This window comes from Photorhabdus namnaonensis (genome assembly GCF_001684335.1).
GTDB classification, from domain to species: Bacteria; Pseudomonadota; Gammaproteobacteria; order Enterobacterales; family Enterobacteriaceae; genus Photorhabdus; species Photorhabdus namnaonensis.
Map to the genome: position 1 here is coordinate 1 of NZ_LOIC01000081.1, position 16,532 is coordinate 16,532.

9 protein-coding genes and 3 pseudogenes are annotated in these 16,532 nt (G+C 46.6%); 7 read left to right on the forward strand and 5 right to left on the reverse strand.

Translation table 11 applies throughout. The features are described from left to right. Positions 1 to 780 precede the first annotated feature (780 nt). The 5 genes and pseudogenes from Phpb_RS16550 (at position 781) to Phpb_RS16560 (ending at position 10,074) form a co-directional block, all read left to right on the forward strand. Entirely contained in the window at positions 781 to 1,812 is a 1,032-nt protein-coding gene (locus tag Phpb_RS16550; protein WP_065391307.1) for an IS630 family transposase, read from the forward strand. A gap of 6 nt (positions 1,813 to 1,818) precedes the next feature. After that, entirely contained in the window at positions 1,819 to 1,995 is a 177-nt protein-coding gene (locus Phpb_RS27580) for an avidin/streptavidin family protein (RefSeq protein ID WP_420848358.1), read from the forward strand. Further along, positions 1,980 to 2,210 (forward strand): annotated as a pseudogene (locus tag Phpb_RS27585) (transposase); the annotation flags it as partial. The gene Phpb_RS27580 and the pseudogene Phpb_RS27585, both read left to right, overlap by 16 nt. Positions 2,211 to 2,455: 245 nt before the next feature. After that, positions 2,456 to 4,873, forward strand: coding sequence for a hypothetical protein (locus Phpb_RS16555; RefSeq protein WP_065391308.1), 2,418 nt, complete (start codon positions 2,456 to 2,458; stop codon positions 4,871 to 4,873). Between the two features lie 50 nt (positions 4,874 to 4,923). Beyond that, a complete protein-coding gene (locus Phpb_RS16560; RefSeq protein WP_165603312.1) occupies positions 4,924 to 10,074 on the forward strand; it encodes a trypsin-like serine protease in 5,151 nt (1,716 codons plus the stop codon). 194 nt (positions 10,075 to 10,268) lie between these two features. Here Phpb_RS16560 and tnpC read toward each other — a convergent pair. The 5 genes and pseudogenes from tnpC to Phpb_RS16590 form a co-directional block, all read right to left on the reverse strand. Beyond that, a pseudogene (tnpC, locus tag Phpb_RS23980) lies at positions 10,269 to 11,401 on the reverse strand (IS66 family transposase); the annotation flags it as partial. 292 nt (positions 11,402 to 11,693) lie between these two features. Further along, complete coding sequence (locus Phpb_RS16575; RefSeq protein WP_065391312.1) at positions 11,694 to 14,744, reverse strand: Tn3 family transposase; 3,051 nt, start codon at positions 14,742 to 14,744, stop codon at positions 11,694 to 11,696. Between the two features lie 31 nt (positions 14,745 to 14,775). Next, the gene (locus Phpb_RS16580; RefSeq protein ID WP_065391313.1) at positions 14,776 to 15,090 is read right to left on the reverse strand and encodes a type II toxin-antitoxin system RelE/ParE family toxin; all 315 of its coding nucleotides are present in this window, start codon (positions 15,088 to 15,090) and stop codon (positions 14,776 to 14,778) included. A 5-nt stretch (positions 15,091 to 15,095) separates the two neighbouring features. Next, positions 15,096 to 15,374 (reverse strand): arylsulfatase regulator, encoded by a 279-nt coding sequence (locus Phpb_RS16585; RefSeq protein ID WP_065391314.1) that lies wholly within the window; start codon positions 15,372 to 15,374, stop codon positions 15,096 to 15,098. A gap of 25 nt (positions 15,375 to 15,399) precedes the next feature. After that, positions 15,400 to 15,660, reverse strand: a complete 261-nt coding sequence (locus Phpb_RS16590) for a type II toxin-antitoxin system Phd/YefM family antitoxin (protein WP_023043807.1) — start codon at positions 15,658 to 15,660, stop codon at positions 15,400 to 15,402. A 170-nt stretch (positions 15,661 to 15,830) separates the two neighbouring features. Here Phpb_RS16590 and Phpb_RS16595 point away from each other — a divergent pair, with 170 nt between their 5' ends. Together Phpb_RS16595 and Phpb_RS27410 are read left to right on the forward strand one after the other, a co-directional pair. After that, complete coding sequence (locus Phpb_RS16595; RefSeq protein ID WP_065391315.1) at positions 15,831 to 16,400, forward strand: recombinase family protein; 570 nt, start codon at positions 15,831 to 15,833, stop codon at positions 16,398 to 16,400. Positions 16,401 to 16,443: 43 nt separating this feature from the next. Then, positions 16,444 to 16,532: pseudogene (locus Phpb_RS27410) on the forward strand (recombinase family protein); the annotation flags it as partial.

The window sequence follows — 16,532 nt, forward strand, 5'->3', positions numbered from 1 at the left end:
GCCTATAGTGACGCCGGATAGATTTAAGCAAGCCCAAAATTCATCAAAATGAGTGTTGCAAAAACGAGGGTGACCATAGATTTTTATGGTCTCCTATTAAACCATCTCGCCAAAATCTATCGAAATAGGATTTTAATTTATTAGCGCTGAGTTTGTGGGGATCCCTCAGAACGTTTGCTGGTCTTTCTTGTTTTTACGAAAATACTAAATTATATCAATTAGATAAACCTCTATTTTATTCAGACTTTATGTGATGCACACCACCTTAAATAATATATACTCAAGATACTTCAAAGTGCATGTTTGAAAAACGATTATATTGTTGAATTTAAATGTTTTTACGTCTGACGACTCAAGCATCTTGAAGTTCATTTGGTATACATAAAGATAAATACACAGATGATATCCCTGCTTAATTAAAGAAATCATTTTAAATTTATACAAAACCTATTTGTTATTATTTACATAATAAACTATATCCACAAAAAATATATTAATCAACACTTACCTTGGATGTTTATATATATCAAAAAGTTATTTTTTTCTTAAAAAGAATACAAAATATAAAGATACGAACTATACTTATAATTGTCGTTACGATGCTAAAAATGCTCAATAACATTATTTAGAGGGGAAATTGTATGTTACTTGAAGAAATTCTCGGACTCGTCGATACAGATATAGAGGCAAGTGCAGGAACAAGAGATCCGACTATAGATATATACCCGTAATCATTGAAGATGCTTGATTTTTCCCAAAATAAGGATCAGGGTATCAGTCATGAAAATATTCATTACCGATGAACAAAAAGCCGAACTTGAACGCTTCCATCACACCTGCCGTGATAAGAGGGAGTGTGATCGCATAAAAGCGGTCCTGCTGGCCTCTGAGGGCTGGAGTTCAGTGATGATCGCTCAGGCCCTGCGTCTTCATGAAACGACCGTTAATCGTCATATCAGCGATTACCTTAATCACCGCAAACTCAAGCCCGAAAATGGCGGCTCTCAGAGCTATCTCAGCGAAACACAGACTCAGGAACTTATCGCTTATCTGACCGCCAATCTTCTGCCCACCACACAGGCGGTTATCCGTCTTGTCGAAGCGTGGTGGGATATCAGTTACACCGTTCACGGCATGAATAAATGGCTGCACCACAATGGCTTCAGCTATAAAAAACCGACCGGCGTGCCACACAAGTTCAATGCGGAACAGCAACGGGCCTTTATGGAAGCCTACGGGAAACTGAAGCAGGAAGCCGGAGACCATGAGCTTATCCTGTTCATTGATGGCGTCCATCCCACGCAGGGGACAAAGCTCGCTTATGGCTGGATGCGCAAAGGCCAGAAAACCGCGGTGAAAACCACGGGCAGCCGTACACGTCTGAACCTGATGGGTGCCCTGAATCTGGCCGATATCAGTAAAACGGTGGTGCGCGAATATGACCGTATCGATAGTTATCACATCGCCGAGTTCTTCATTGCCTTGCGTGAAACCTATCCGGTCAGTCAGAAGGTTCATATTATCCTTGACGGAGCCGGTTACCACCGGAGTAAGCTGGTGAAAGACTGGGCTTATGTGATGAATATCGACCTTCATTACTTACCGCCATACAGCCCGAATCTGAACCCGATAGAAAGGCTGTGGAAGGTGATGAATGAACAAGTCAGAAATAACCATTATTTCGCCACGACGGCCTTGTTCAGGCAGGCAATACATCGCTTTTTTACGGAAATATTACCGGAACTTGCCGGGAACCTGTCGTGCCGTATTAATGATAACTTCCAGGTTCTGAATCCTGCATCTTCAAGTTAAGCGGATATATCTGGATTATGGACTAATAAACTTCTATCTACAATGGAAATTAGTCTGAATAAAGAAACTCAGAATTTTGTAGGTAAATATTGCAGTAATGTAGGCATAGACCAAGAACCTCATAAAGGTACAGTTACAGGACATATGCTCTCCAGCCGGGATTTCGCCGCTCAACGGGTTTGATTCCTCGTCAATACAGCACGGGAGGAAAAAATACCTTGCTCGGTATCAGCAAGCGGGGAGACAAGAGGCTCCGGCAGCTCTTAGTTCAATGCGCCCGTGTTTTTATACAACGTATTAACCACCAATCCGGGCGCTTAGCGGATTGGGTCAGAATTCAACTTGAACGAAAACATTCGAATATTGTGGCCTGTGCACTCGCAAATATCCGGGCATAAAATTAGGTGACGAAACGGAGCATTATTGGACAGAAACGGTTGCTGCATAAATGCCCCAAGGTTTTTTATGCTCTCCTAAGCCGTCAGTCCACAGCAATATCTACGTATCGTGTCATGGTGGTGTCATCCTGAAATCTGAGGCGTAACGAATATCCCAGGGGTTTATTACGGATATGAGTGTTCTCAGATGTAGGGGATTCGTATTTTCTTACCATTAGAAACATGAAAGGTTGTGTCAATTGAAGATGAAAACAAACAGCAGGGTCAGTTCTGCCAGAGAGCATGAAGCTCTCTGGAGATGTGTTTTAATTGTGCTTATGCTTCTGGTCGCTCGCAGTGCTTTCGCTACCGACCATTGGATTACGGTTATTAATAACAGCTTTCAGCCTGTCAAGCTGAGTGATTTTAAAGCACGGTGTGCAGCATTTGCAGAGCCGCCAGATATCATTCCTCCTTATGGAGGGCGTGTGACTATTCAGTGGACAGGTAAGCAGTTTGAGCTGGGGCACCCCGCCTGCGCCAATTCGACCAAGATAAATCACACATCAGAATGGGTGGCATTTAAAGCGAATATAACACGAAAAGGCACTCCCTATTCAGAGTATTTAGGGATGACCTGGCGTTCAGATAATTGCATTGGTCTGATATGTGGGGTTTATTACACTGCATTATTTTATGCAAATGAAATTGATTTAGCACCATCGGATAATAATTTTAATCCGCTGCCTTTTTATCCCCCCCCGGCCCCGCATCATAAAGCAGTGCCAGCGTATTTTAATGGGAAAGAACCCGATGGTATTATTGCTACTTGTGATTATGTTACTCCGCCTAAAAGTTGCATGGGAAGCTTTGACCCCACGGTGAGCGGCAAGCCACTTACCTATTTATATTATCCCGGATTCCCTGTATATAAAGAACAGCACTGGACGTTCACAATAAATGAGCCTCCTGAAGATATAAAAATATCCTTCCCTGTCGAGAACGAACACTTTATTGCAGAAGACGGAGGGGGGGTAGATATTTCAGGAACGGCAGAACCCGGAAGCACTGTCGAGTTTGGGTATGATGGTAACCCGAAGAATTATACAACGATGGTGGGGGCTGACGGTAAATGGAAAGGCAGCATACCTTATCTGGAAATGTTGTCTCAGCTTTCTTATGGAGATATCACACATACAACGATTTATGCCAGATATGTGACACAACTCACGTATGACACCAATCCGGATAAAAGAAACATCCAGATTGCCGAGCCGGTAAAAGTTACTGTGAATGGACTCGATGCGGATAATAATATCAAGCCAGGAAAAGACTGGACTGTGCAGGGTATGAAAAGTACAACAGGTACCGTTTCGGGAGAAGTTTGTGAAGAAGAGGGTCACAAGAACTGCATACCCGTGCCACTCTCCGCAGATAATTCAATGTACTGGGTCACTTCCGCCCCTATACCTACTGCATCCGGTAATTATGAATTTACCATCACGCAGAAGCTGAAGGATTTTAAGGATAGTACTGCGCGCTTTTCCGCAATGAAAAACACCCCGTTTTCCGTGTCTGAGCCACAGCCGGAGTCAGACCATTCTGAGCCCTACCTGCTGACACCGGCAGGTAGGGGAACATCGGGCGCAGATGTTGAGTACACCATTGATGGTAAGTCCTTTCCGACAGTCAGGATTACCAGTGACCACTGGACGGGCACACAGACCAGCCTGGCATCTGGCTCACATAACCTTATTGCCACCGAGATACTGGGCAGCGGAAAACAGGAGAAGGTCACTACATACTTTACGGTGGCTGCGCGTGTCGTGATTACCAGTCCGACAACTAACCAGTGGGTATCCCCCAGCAGTAGTCTGACCGTAACAGGTAAAGCAGAGCCTTCTGCAAAAATCTCATGTGTCATGGATGATGATAGCTGGTTCGGTAGCAATGCTATTACTTCCTCGTCAGGAGACTTCAGTTGTAAGGTTTCAGTACCGAGCAACTCAGGTAAGCATACGCTGACAGTAACGCAAACAATTAACAGTAAGGAACAGGGAAAGGCTGTGCAGGATATCGTGGTGGCAGCTCCTTTGACCATCGAGTCAGCTGTCCAGGACTTTGAAAATCATGGGATGACAATTAAGGGAACAAAAGATAAATCCACGTCTCTTGTATACCAGCTGGATAACAATAAACCGTCTGACAGTACGTCCTATATAGGGCAGGCAGACTGGCATGTGGATTTCACAAGGCTGGCACACGGGAAACATAAATTTTTGGCCTATCAGGTTATCGACGGAGAATCCAGCGTCCCGGTTGAAGGAGATTTTGAGATTGTCACTCCTGTCAGTATCACCAGTCCTGCTGAAGGGGGAAGTGTTCTGGAACACACCCGATTTGCTGTTCAAGGCGAAGGTGAGCCTGGGGCTCGTGTGCAGGTGGATGTGAATAATATTGATGTGCCGTGGATTACCGTTGTAGATGGTTCAGGGCGATGGTTTATCGAAGGCCCATCGAGTGATTGGGGCACCTACCAGTATACCGCGACGGCAAGCAAAGACGGTAAAACGCTCAATACAGTATGCAGAAATGTCAGGGTAATCGGTCTGTACTCACATAATCAGAGTGAATCTGTCGATTTATGTTCTGAAAATCCAGAAGCCCTGAGGAGAGTAAAATGAGATATTTAAAAATAAAAATAAGTTATTTTTTCTGGCTGATGTGTTCGAGTTTGTTTATTTTTTTGGGTGCTTTTGCTGCTTTCTCTGCGCCATTGTCTGTAGTGAGTGATGATATTTATAAGCCAGGTAATGAAATGCCACAATATAAAGGTAACGCACCAAATTGGTTGGCGCTGCTAATTACACATGATGGTTCTTCTAAGTGTACTGGAGAATTTTTGTCGCCTCAATTTGTCATAACGGCCACACACTGCACGAAAAATTCTGATGGTACACGTAGACCATTAAAGGTTGTGTTGGGGGGAGGAGGGACCTCGGACGATAAACCAAAATTAAGAGATTTCTCTGATACTGAAGTTATCGATGAATGGGGAGATATAGTATTACTCGAAATGAATAAGCGAGATGACCGTGTTACTATGGTTCCTTTGATGCATGGTATTGATTTTTATAAAGATGCTCCTGTAACGGTAATGGGCTATGGTTTTTTCAGCTGGGATCCTAAAGATGACCGTGACTGGCGCAATGTGTTTAATAAACTGGGTATTGCTACAGCAAGAACCATCTTGCAAGCAGACCTACCGGAAAATCCGCCTGGCTTTAAGAATACAGGTATCAGTGTTGCCCGCGTGAAAGAGATAGGAGCCCTAGGGACAGGGATAGGAGCCCCAGGGGACTCAGGTGGCCCACTGATGATGAAAGCTCCGCTTAGTTGGCTGAAGGGCTATGACACTGAGGAAGAAAGACTCGAAACACAAAAAGTGGCAGGGGTGATGTGGGGAGGGAATGCTGATTACAGCACTTATAGTGAAATAACCCCTGAGATTCTCCATAAAATGGCGAATCTCACTGGCATTCCCTTTTTCAACAATCCGACTGAGGGTATGGTGGGAACGGACAATTCGATGGAATTTAGCGGTTGGGGAAACATACCTCTCAGCATAAAAGTATTTGTTCTAAATCAGAATACCGGTAAATGGAGAGAAAATCCGACGACTGTGTGCATTAAGGAGGGGGAGGCAGATATACCTCGTATTAATAGGAAAACTGGTCCGAAGGAGGATGAGTGGTTCTGCCGGGTAGATATGGAGCAGTTTCATGGGCGCTCGGAAGTAGTAATGGGCAACCTTGAACTTGCTGCTATGGCTCAGTATGATGAAGAGCAGGATCCAAAGTGTACTCCTGGTAAAAATACAAATGATTGCGTTTTCTTTATGCAGAACTATGGCAAACGTACTCTTTCTATGAAAGAGAGTCCTAAGACAGTGGATGAAGATGCTACTCCTGCAGATGTATTAGATAAAGTGGTTTATGTCCACGATGATGGATATTTTACAATCCAACTGAGTGGGTCTCCTGGTCAACGTGTAATTATTAAGAGAAATCTTTCCAATAAACGTACTGAAGAGTCTCCTTGTTACGATAGCAGTGGAACCCAAATACCCTCCCCAGCTATAAATCAATCCGGGCATGTGATATGCAGGCTTAAAGCTCCACCTAGACCGGTTTCTAATTCTGCAGAGCCTTTTATTGCCAGATACACAAGTTATTTCCTTAGCGAGAATAGTGTATACAGTCATACAGATGCATTGGCTACTGCAAACTACATTTTTAAATACGCCACCAAGCCAAGTATTTCAATCAGCTCTATGCTGAATAGCAGATTTCCTAGTGATAGTGAAAAGGTTGCAATGTATCCAGTTAAGGTTAAAGGCGAGACAAACATTACACTTAATAATGGCTACCTGACTCCAATTGAAAAGACAATTAAATTATCATCAACTGATGCGGGGATTGTCGGGGTTGATGAAAATACAGATATCAATAATCCTTCGTGGGAATTATCATATAATTTTTGGGATGTAACAAAAAAGAATGGGGAATATAATACAACAGCAAGCTTATATATTAACACCCCCAGGACAATGGTGCCGCCTCTTGCAACTGAAACTGTTTCATATAAGTTTTTAGAGCCTGGTATTGAAATTGACTTTCCGCTAGCGAGTAGTGATGAGGATGAAGTGGAATATGGTTCAACTGAAAAAAATGTTTTTTTTTCGGGGTCGCTTGAAGCCTTACGGGAATCTGGCAGAATTCATTGTTATGTTCGTTATAAGGACGAGAATAATAAACAGGTGGAGTTATATAACGAAATAGCTCCAGAAAATGAATATAAAAGTGAGGGATCCATCCTAGATTGGTTTTGCCCCGATATAAATTTTCCGAAAATCATTAATGACAATACAGATCTCTACAAGAAACTGGAGGATAAACAAAAAGTAAAGTTAACTGTTGTTGCTGAGCATGAGGTGTTGATAGGTGAGGATTTACATATGGTAACCGAGTCTAAAGACCATAATATTGTATTAAAAAAGACAATGCCGGTCGGCATAGATGAGCCCGCTAGCTCTAAGAACGGTACAACTAAAAGTACAGCACCTGGCTGGGTCGTCATCGCTCCAGAGTATATGGTGAAAGGAACGGGGGAACCAGGGGCCTCTATTAACGTTCCCATCCCGGAAAATCCTTCTTGCAATAAGACAGTACAGAGTGATGGTACGTGGAATTGTGGTTTACAGGAGACCCCTGCTGATGGGGAATACACGTTAACTGCCACACAAACCACTTCTGGCGGCAGTGTTTCGAAAGCAAGCAGCAGTTTCATTGTAAAACAAAAGGACGAGGATAAAGAGTTAGAAGAGGGGGGGAACGGTGGTGACGGTAACGGCGGGGGGATAAATGGCAATACCGGCGGCGGTGAAGCCGGTACAGGGTCAGATGTGGCCCCTTATCTTATTTTCCCTGCAACTGCCGCAGATGGCGCATTGCTGAGTACAGCTGCGACAACAACCGCGGCGGGACTGACAACTGTTGCGGGTGCTGCGGGGGCGGGTGTCTCCGCGGGGGGAGCAGTGGCCAGTGCCGGGATTACCATTACGCTTGGAAGTTTGAAGATTTTAGACGATGTACTGAAGCCAGACTGGGGGAAACATGGGCTCTGGCATTATGATATCAGGAAAGCAATGTCAGGCTGGAACCCGCTGGACAGCTATATCCTTACCGTTATTAATTATGACCATGACAGAAAGCCTATTGGAAAACGCGTTATTCCACTGGCAAAACAGGTCACGATTGAGGCACCTGCCGAGTCTCAGGAAATCCCTTATCTTAAGTCCTATACCATAGATGGCCAGGCTGCGAGAGATGCGTTAATAACTGTGACAATACCTGGCAAGAGTGAACCGGTATGTTCTGTCAGGTCTGCCGGGGACGGGCAATGGAGTTGCCAGCCACCAGATGGATTACTAGGTCCGGTCACGATTATTGCCACTCAGGAATTGCCGGGAGGGGCTGTCGGGGGAACGCCGCTGACAGTGGAGCGCCACTATGCTATTTCGGTTAAACATCTAACAGTCTTGACTCCTGCAGATAATTCGACCGTCATCAATACCCCGTACAGTGTGGCCGGCACGGGTCATCCAGGGGCATCAGTTAAGGTCACCATCAAGAGCAGCGGTAAGGATGCTGCTGAGGACACCGTTGTTGTTGATAATATGGGGTTATGGTCATATCCGGTTCCTGCTCAAGAATCTGTGGCGGGGTCTTATACCGCCACGGCCGTCACGATCGCTGGCGGGAAAGAGCAGCAGGATGCCAGAACAGTCACCTGGACGGTTTCCGGACTGGTGGAGAACGAGTCGACGATTGAATCACCGGCCGAGGGAGAGGTTGTCACTCAGAATACTTACCGGATACAGGGCAACGGTAAGCCCGGACACAGAATTGATGTACTTGGTATACCAGTGGTGGGGGAATGCCATACCGTTGTTACGAATGCAGGCAAATGGTCGTGCATGCCCATCAGTGTGACGGAAGGGACAGAGGCCACTATCAGGATGAGTGACCGGGATGATGACAGCGGTGTATCCCGTGATTACACTCTGGCTCCGTCCTTTACCGTTGACTCGCCGAAAGAAAATGAGGTTCTGGAATCAACATTCAACATCAATGGACTTGCCCCAGCCGGTAGCAAGGTGAGGATGCAGGGACTGGGTGAATTAGCCCGAGACTGTAACGTCATCGCACACCCGGACGGAGCCTGGTCATGTCCGGGCGATGGTAGTGTTTACCCGGAAATAAACGGCATCTATCAGGTTATGGTGACAGGCACTGACAGCCGTGGGAAACCTGTAAAAATAATCCGGAATTTTGCCGTGAATAATGTAGGACGTCAAAACAGGTCTTATATCAAAATTACGTGGCCAGTGGCGAATGCAACAACCAGTGAGAACAGGTTCACTGTCAGCGGTGAATCTCTCCTGCCCTCTGAGGCCACTAAACTGAGCGTGTATGTTGGACCGCAGGGAAGTATCCCGACAGAGAAACTGTGTGACGCAGATGTTGCAGAGAATGGCACCTGGAATTGTCAGGGTAATAAGGAAAACGGAACGTATAACATTCAGGCCATTTATAAAGATGATGATACCGGTGAGGTCAAAAGTACACCAGGCCGTTTCTCTGTTTCAGCGACCAGCTTTACCGCTCATTCTCTCATCACCATTGATTCTCCGTCTGAGGGAGAGGTAATTAACTCTCCGGTATACACAATATCAGGCCATACACCGGATACAGCTGCTGACGCTGCCAAGCACATAAAAGTTCCGGAATGTGTGCCAACCACACCGACCGGAGGGTATGGTTCATGGTCCTGCCAGGCAAACTCATCCCCGGGTATGAAGGAAATGGTGGTTACCAGCAGCAGGACAACTGAAGCGGGGGTATACAAAAATCACAGTGAGGCACGACACTATGTGGTGACAACCCCCTCCGGGCCCGTCGTCATCCGGTCACCATCAAACGGGCAAAAAATAGTCATTTATGAAAAATCGTCATCATATGTTGAATTTTCAGGCACAGGAACCGAAGGGGCCAGAATTGAGTTACGATTACTGAACAAAGGCTCAGGGAAAACGACGTTACTGACTGATGATAAAAATCCTGTGATTGTCACTGAAGGGATGTGGAGCGCTTCGTATGACCTTCAGGCCGGAGGCAAAAGTTCCGGTAGAGAAATAACGGCCACACAGGTTATTGCAGGAAGTGATAAGCCCACGAATGACACCCTTGATTTCACACTCAGTTGCAAAGCGATGGACATGCGGCCGGCTTCAATGCCATGCGGCGGGAATTTGGGGCAGTAAATGAATCAGTGATGTGTTCCCTGCCCCGGAAACGGGGCGGGTCATGACAGCAGAGCCTGTTTTACTAAACGCGAACAGACAAGCGGTGTGGGGCAGCCAGGTTTTTTTAAACTTAAAAGCGTGTCATTTGCCTGCAAAAACGTAAGGCTCCGGTGAACTCACCTTGCGTGGTCAGAGAACAACAAAATGGGATGTTAACGGAAGGCATTCTCAGGCCAGGGCAGCAGCTCATTCAACCGACTGTTCGGCCAGACAGGCAGCCGGCTGAGGACATCTCGTAACCAGACCCAGGGCTCATGTCCGTTGGCTCTGGCGGTTTCCAACAGGCTCATTATCATGGCCGACCGTTGCCCCGCGGGCAGTGAACCCGCAAAAAGCCCGTTCTTTCGGCCGACCGCCACACCCCGGACCGCATTCTCCGCCCGGTTGTTGTCTATCGGCACCCGGCCATCATCCAGATAACACACCAGCGCCGACCAGCGCTTCAGCGTATAATCTATCGCTTTGCGTAACCCGGAGTTGGGGGCCGTTTGGGTCTGAGTCGTCTGCAACCAAAACCGGAACTCATTCAGCCACGGCCGGGCATAACGCTGCCGCCACTGACGCCGTTTATCCGGCGGCCGGTGTTTGATTTTTCGCTCCAGCTTGTACAGGTCGCGAATGCCATCCAGCGCCTGTTTCGCTACCGAACTTTGGCTCGCTTATATTGGTCAAAGAATTTACGACGGGCGTGGGCCCAGCAACCCGCTTCGGTGATATCCGCCCGGGCATGCAGCGCGTTGTAGCCGGCGTAGTCATCCGTGACAAAGTAGCCACCGGCCCATGCCTCCAGGAACCCCTGTGCATAACGGCCACTGCGGCCGGGATGCAGCTCATAGTACACTACCGCCGGCGAGGTCTCGGAGCCGGTGACATACGTCCACAGATAGGCGCGCTGGGTCTGGCCTTTTCCCGGGGCCAGTATCGGCAACGGGGTCTCATCGGCATGCAGCACGGGGGACGTCAGCAATGTCTGCTTCAAGGCATCGGCCAACGGTTGCAACGCCACCGCCACCTGCCCCACCCAGTCCGACAGGGTGCTGCGGGCCAGGGTTACACCACTGCAGGCATAGATTTGTTGCTGACGGTAGAGCGGCAGGTGGTCACGATATTTGGCGACCACCACCTGAGCCAGCAACCCCGGCTCTGGAATGCCCTTTTCAATCAGATGGGCGGGCTGGGCTTTGGCATGAATTCGCTGGCAGGCCGCGCAGCTGTACTGCGGACAGACATAACGCCGGACAACAAACGTCGCGGGGCGATATTCCAGTCGCTCACTGACTTCATCGGCTACGGCTCATGGTGTCAGTCTCCAGGTGAAGATAAGGAAGCAGTAGCGTGCAGGGGCCGGAGAGGAAGAACAAGGTGAGATGACCGGACGTTTACCTTGCTTAAATCTATCCGGCGTCATTATAGGCAAGGAGCCTGCGCCTCGATGAGTTCCGCGCCTGATGAACCTTAAAAGTGTGCCGGCTTCAAGGAGCCAATTTTTATGCTAGGTTTCTCATCAGGCCGGTAGGCCGTTCATCGGGTCCATCGGAAGAACCCCCAGATCTGTAAACTTTGAGAGAAAACCCTGATTAGTCATCCCGCCAAAAATGTTGTTTCAGGTGAGACTCCAATATCCTCGCCATCGCTTCTACATCGATTTTTCCGTTATTTCTCTTAAAGTTGTATCGCACCGTGAACAACGTGTGTGTCCAGGCAATCGGCGAAATCCGCGTAAACTCATCAATAATTTCTTGAGAAACACCGTTGGCCAGCATCTTCTGGTAGACCGCATTCAGGATCATACTGTTGTAGGCAATGATGCAGTTGGCAACCAATCTGGCTGCATGAGCACTGACCCGGTTTTCAACGATTTTTTTACCCTTGAAGATACCGTTGTACGTTTTTCGGATGTTACTTTGAAGCTGATGATAGGCTTCTGTCCGGTTTCGGGCGCTTCGGATCGCTTTTCTGAGTGCCATATCATCAATCAGATTGAGAACATGAGTGCTCTTGAAGAGGGCATTATATTCAAACAACGCCGCTTTTAATCTGGCGTAACGGGCATGAGAGTTCAGTTTTCGGATGATATTGCTCTGGGTATTTTCCTGCATGATCAGTGAAAGCAATACACGCAGAACGCCTCGCCGCTGAGAGCGGATACGTTCGATATTAATCACCCCTTTAGGTTTGAGAATACCAGTATCATAATCCAGAGGTTTCGCTGAATAAATAGCGTCAGCTGCGTGACGCACATTCTTGATACTGGGAACATAATCTACGTCGATAGAATCCAGAGTGACAAAATTCAGCTTGTTCAGTGAGTGGTTATCCCCTGTCACCATATGAATATCGATATCCGTTTTATTGTTGTAAATCATGTCGTACAGTGAATGACCTTCGTACTCATTCAGACCAATATTTTTCGCATTAACCGCCACGTAATTGGCGAGCAGTGTGTAGAGCGAGATGCCACGGCCTTTACCCAGATGCTTTCTGGAATAACGGGATTGTATTGTACTGTCTGTCGTTGCAAATTTTTGCCCGTCTGCATCAGCCAATAGTTTGTTATCCATGAGATTCCACTGTTTGAAGATCGCCAGTGAATGGATATGATTGCTGACGATTTCATTGGCTGCACAAAGCGTATCCACCCGAATAAAATCTTCCCGTACTGCGCGAAGCGGGTTGAGTTCCATATCCGACATATCGGCCATTTTCAAGGCACCAAATCCAAAGGCTTCCGACAACAAACAGGCATTAATTGCCAACGGTAACGGTTTTTTCCGCTTAGTATAACGGTCTTTCAGGTGGGTAAATCCACGCCACAGGTCAGTCAGCTCACCGATGAACATAACAATGTTAGCAATTTCAGCTTTGGGCAAGTTTTTGAAAAAAGCATCGTCCAGCTTTTCAACGCTGTCATAGTGCAGACTCCAGTGTTGTTGTCCGGTTTTGGTTTCACGAACGTTAAAGCCGGGATTGTTATTTTCACGAATATTGTGAGTCGTCCTCTCCCAGGCTTCATCCAGCTCCTGTAGCGCTTCATCAAGACGCTGGTCACAGTAAACAGGAAGGCGGGAATAACCAAACTCCGCCGCGATCTTTTCAACGTGATCAACCAGCGTATCGTCAACCAGATCGGTATCAATATCACAGTACGAGACACTGTCATTGCAATACAGACGGCCTCGTTCAATCTCATGGAGCATCTTTAAATAGACAAAAAACTCAAATAAATACGGATCGATTCGAGTGTCCGAGGGTTTCCGCTTCAGGTAGGCATTCATACTTTTGGGAATGGTGAATCCCAGCTCATCGCAGATTTTTAAGGCGGCTGGACTTTTTCCACTGGCGTAATGTGTTTTCAATACATGGATCAGTTCGCCTATTTGACTGTCTTTCTTATAATATTCCAGTTTTACTCGGGTAAATATCGGACGCAGATACAACGAGAGCAAGCGGGATGACTGACCATAGTATTCCCACAACGCCGCTTTCTTATCAAAAGATTTGCCTTCCAAAAAGTCTGCCATAACGGAAAATTGTGTTTTGGGCAACATACTGAGTGCCACTTCATTCAGTTCGGTCTGGCTCATGTTTGGGTTCCGTTCTGGAAACCATTTCAGAAACTTTGCCAGTCCGGGAAAATCCGTGACGACTTTGGCACTGTGATCCATGTGGGCTATCGACGCATAAATTTTACCGGCATCCATGATCGCCCGTGTGTGATAACAAAAGCTGATAATCAGATTATCCATGATTTGCTGATAACGGTGATAGACGAAACACAAGGCCTGTAGCCACTGTTGGGTTTTGCTCAGTCTGCGCAACCGGGAGGCGGCATATTGTTCGGCCATTTCCGCATAGTAACGGATAGCATTTTTTGACAACGCCAGAGAAGGCAGAAAATCCCGAGCAAACTGATAGAGATCTTCAATACGCAATGCCTTATCTACTTCCATTCTGACAGCGGTGTACTGAAAATCCTTTTGGTCGGCACGGATAATATTAAGGGCAGTGATACCGGCATCCCGCTGTACCAAAGCGTCCAGTTGCTCAGTGATTACGGCAGGCAACAAGGAAACTGCCGCATTCAGGCGATTTTCCTCCGCAATAAAGGCGTGGCTGAAAATATCCTGTAGAATTCGGTAGGACGGGAGCATCAATTTTTGATGCTCAAAATACGTCAGCAGTTGACGAAACGCACTGTGCCCTTTGGGATAGTAACGCAACAAATAGGCGAGATGAGATTCTATTTCAGTTGTATATTGCGGAGACCAGTTTCGGTAACCAAAGAGCGAGAGTATGGCCTGCCGCTGACTGCGCCTGTATTTGCGGGAGAGTGAGCCTGTGAACCGGGCCGCATCAGTATCGCTATAATACGTAGCCGCAATATACTGAACATCCTGGATGACCTTATCAAGTGATAAGTTGAAAAACTGTTGTTTCGCCTTGAAATAACCCAGTTGCAGGATGAAATGGATACGAGTCTGGGTATTGCGAAACTGTTCGAGAACAGCCCGTTCTGCCGGGCTTAAGGAAAAATACAGGTTTTGTTCGTGATCATTGAATTCGGGACAGGCATAGAGTTCTTCGATTTCGGTATTGGATAATAAGTGAATACGCTTGATATTTTCCATTGCGAGTCCCGGATTCAATGAGGCCAGACAATCAAATCATTTCGCGTCCGTCCAGATGATTTGCAGGCACCATCCGTTTGTGCAGCACACCAAATATCACCGGTTGCCGTTCGTGGATGAGGTAATAAATGACATGACTGACATAAGGAAAACTCAATACGCCCGATCCGACTTCCGGCCTGCTTCTTCCCAGTGCAGGGGTAGAAGCCAGCAAACGAAAGGTTTGTTGAAGTCCGGACAGGTATTTTTCCGATTGCATCTTACCCCATTGCTGTACAGTAAAACGACGGATTTCAATCAGATCGGCCTGAGCATCAGGCGTTAAGCGGTAGTTTGATATAGTCATTAAGGCTAATGATCCCTTGGAACGTCGATAATGCCCTCAGCAATACCCTGAGCCAACATTTCCATGAGTTTGGCGAATCGGAAAAAACCGGTGTATTGCTGGCAAATATCATCCAGCTGGGCAGTGGATGCACTGTCTATCACCTGTTTGAATGTATCCATATAGTCGTAACAGGTTTTCAGTAATTGCGCATCACCGGTTTCTGTCAGGGGAAAACGGGTAGCATATTCGTGTATACGTTTCACCCGTTGTAATTGTTCTGCACTCAGTCCGGCTACAGACATTTTTTTCCCTTCAATAGGTGAAGTTCTAATCGTACTGACCTGATATCAGTTCATTAAAAAAGGCTTCGCCATCGAGGGTGTTACCGGATTCAATATCAACTCTGGCCTGCTCAGCTCTTGACTGCAATAATTTTAACCGGAGTGTTTCAATACTTTCGTATTCATCCATTGAGATAACCACCGCAACGGGTTTTCCGTTTTTATTGATTTGGATTGGGGCACGTTGTGCTTTGAGTAGCATGTCGCCAAACTGAGTTTTGGCTTCATTGGCAGAAAGAGCATCCATAATAATCCCCTCATTGAATAATGGTATGATTCAAACAATATAAACGAATCGAACGATAAGGTCAAATTTAAATCTATCAAAAAGTATACTTTTTGACGACCATTGGAAATGGCTCTCAAAGGTCCTACCATAAGTGCTCAATCAAATGGTTTAAAGGATAATGATAGGTTATGGCAAAAATTGGTTATGCGCGGGTCAGCTCAACAGGTCAAAGTTTAGACATTCAGCTGGAAAAATTAAGACAAGCGGAGTGTGAACGTCTGTATCAGGAAAAACGCAGTGGTCGGACAGCACACCGCCCGCAATACCAAGCCTGTATGGATTACCTGCGTGAAGGTGATACGCTGATCGTCACAAAATTAGACCGGCTTGCACGTTCAGTGGATCATTTATCACAAATTTCTAGTTGCTTTCAGCAAGAAAATATTGATTTGGTCGTTCTGGATCAAAATATTGATACCCGAACTTCAACAGGGCGTCTTATGTTCAATATGCTGGCCACCATCGCGGAGTTTGAAAATGACTTACGCAGTGAACGCCAGGCGGAAGGGATCGCCAAAGCGAAAGAGAATGGTGTCAGATTCGGGCGCCCCGCTAAGTTAACCGAAGATATACGAAATGATATTTATCTCAAGCGTCAGTCCGGCACTACGATTGGTCAGTTAGCCAAGGAGTTCAAGCTAGGCGAAGCAACCATCTACCGTGTTTTGAACACATTTAAGCACGTTGATAACTCGTAGCTTTCACAAAGTTTACCGATCTGGGGGTTGTTCCACTGAACCCGTTTTTGGTGCGCTGGCTGAATTTGAACGCAATCTGACGCGGGAGAGAACCTATGCAGGGCTTCAAGCTGCACGTGCCCGAGGGCGTAA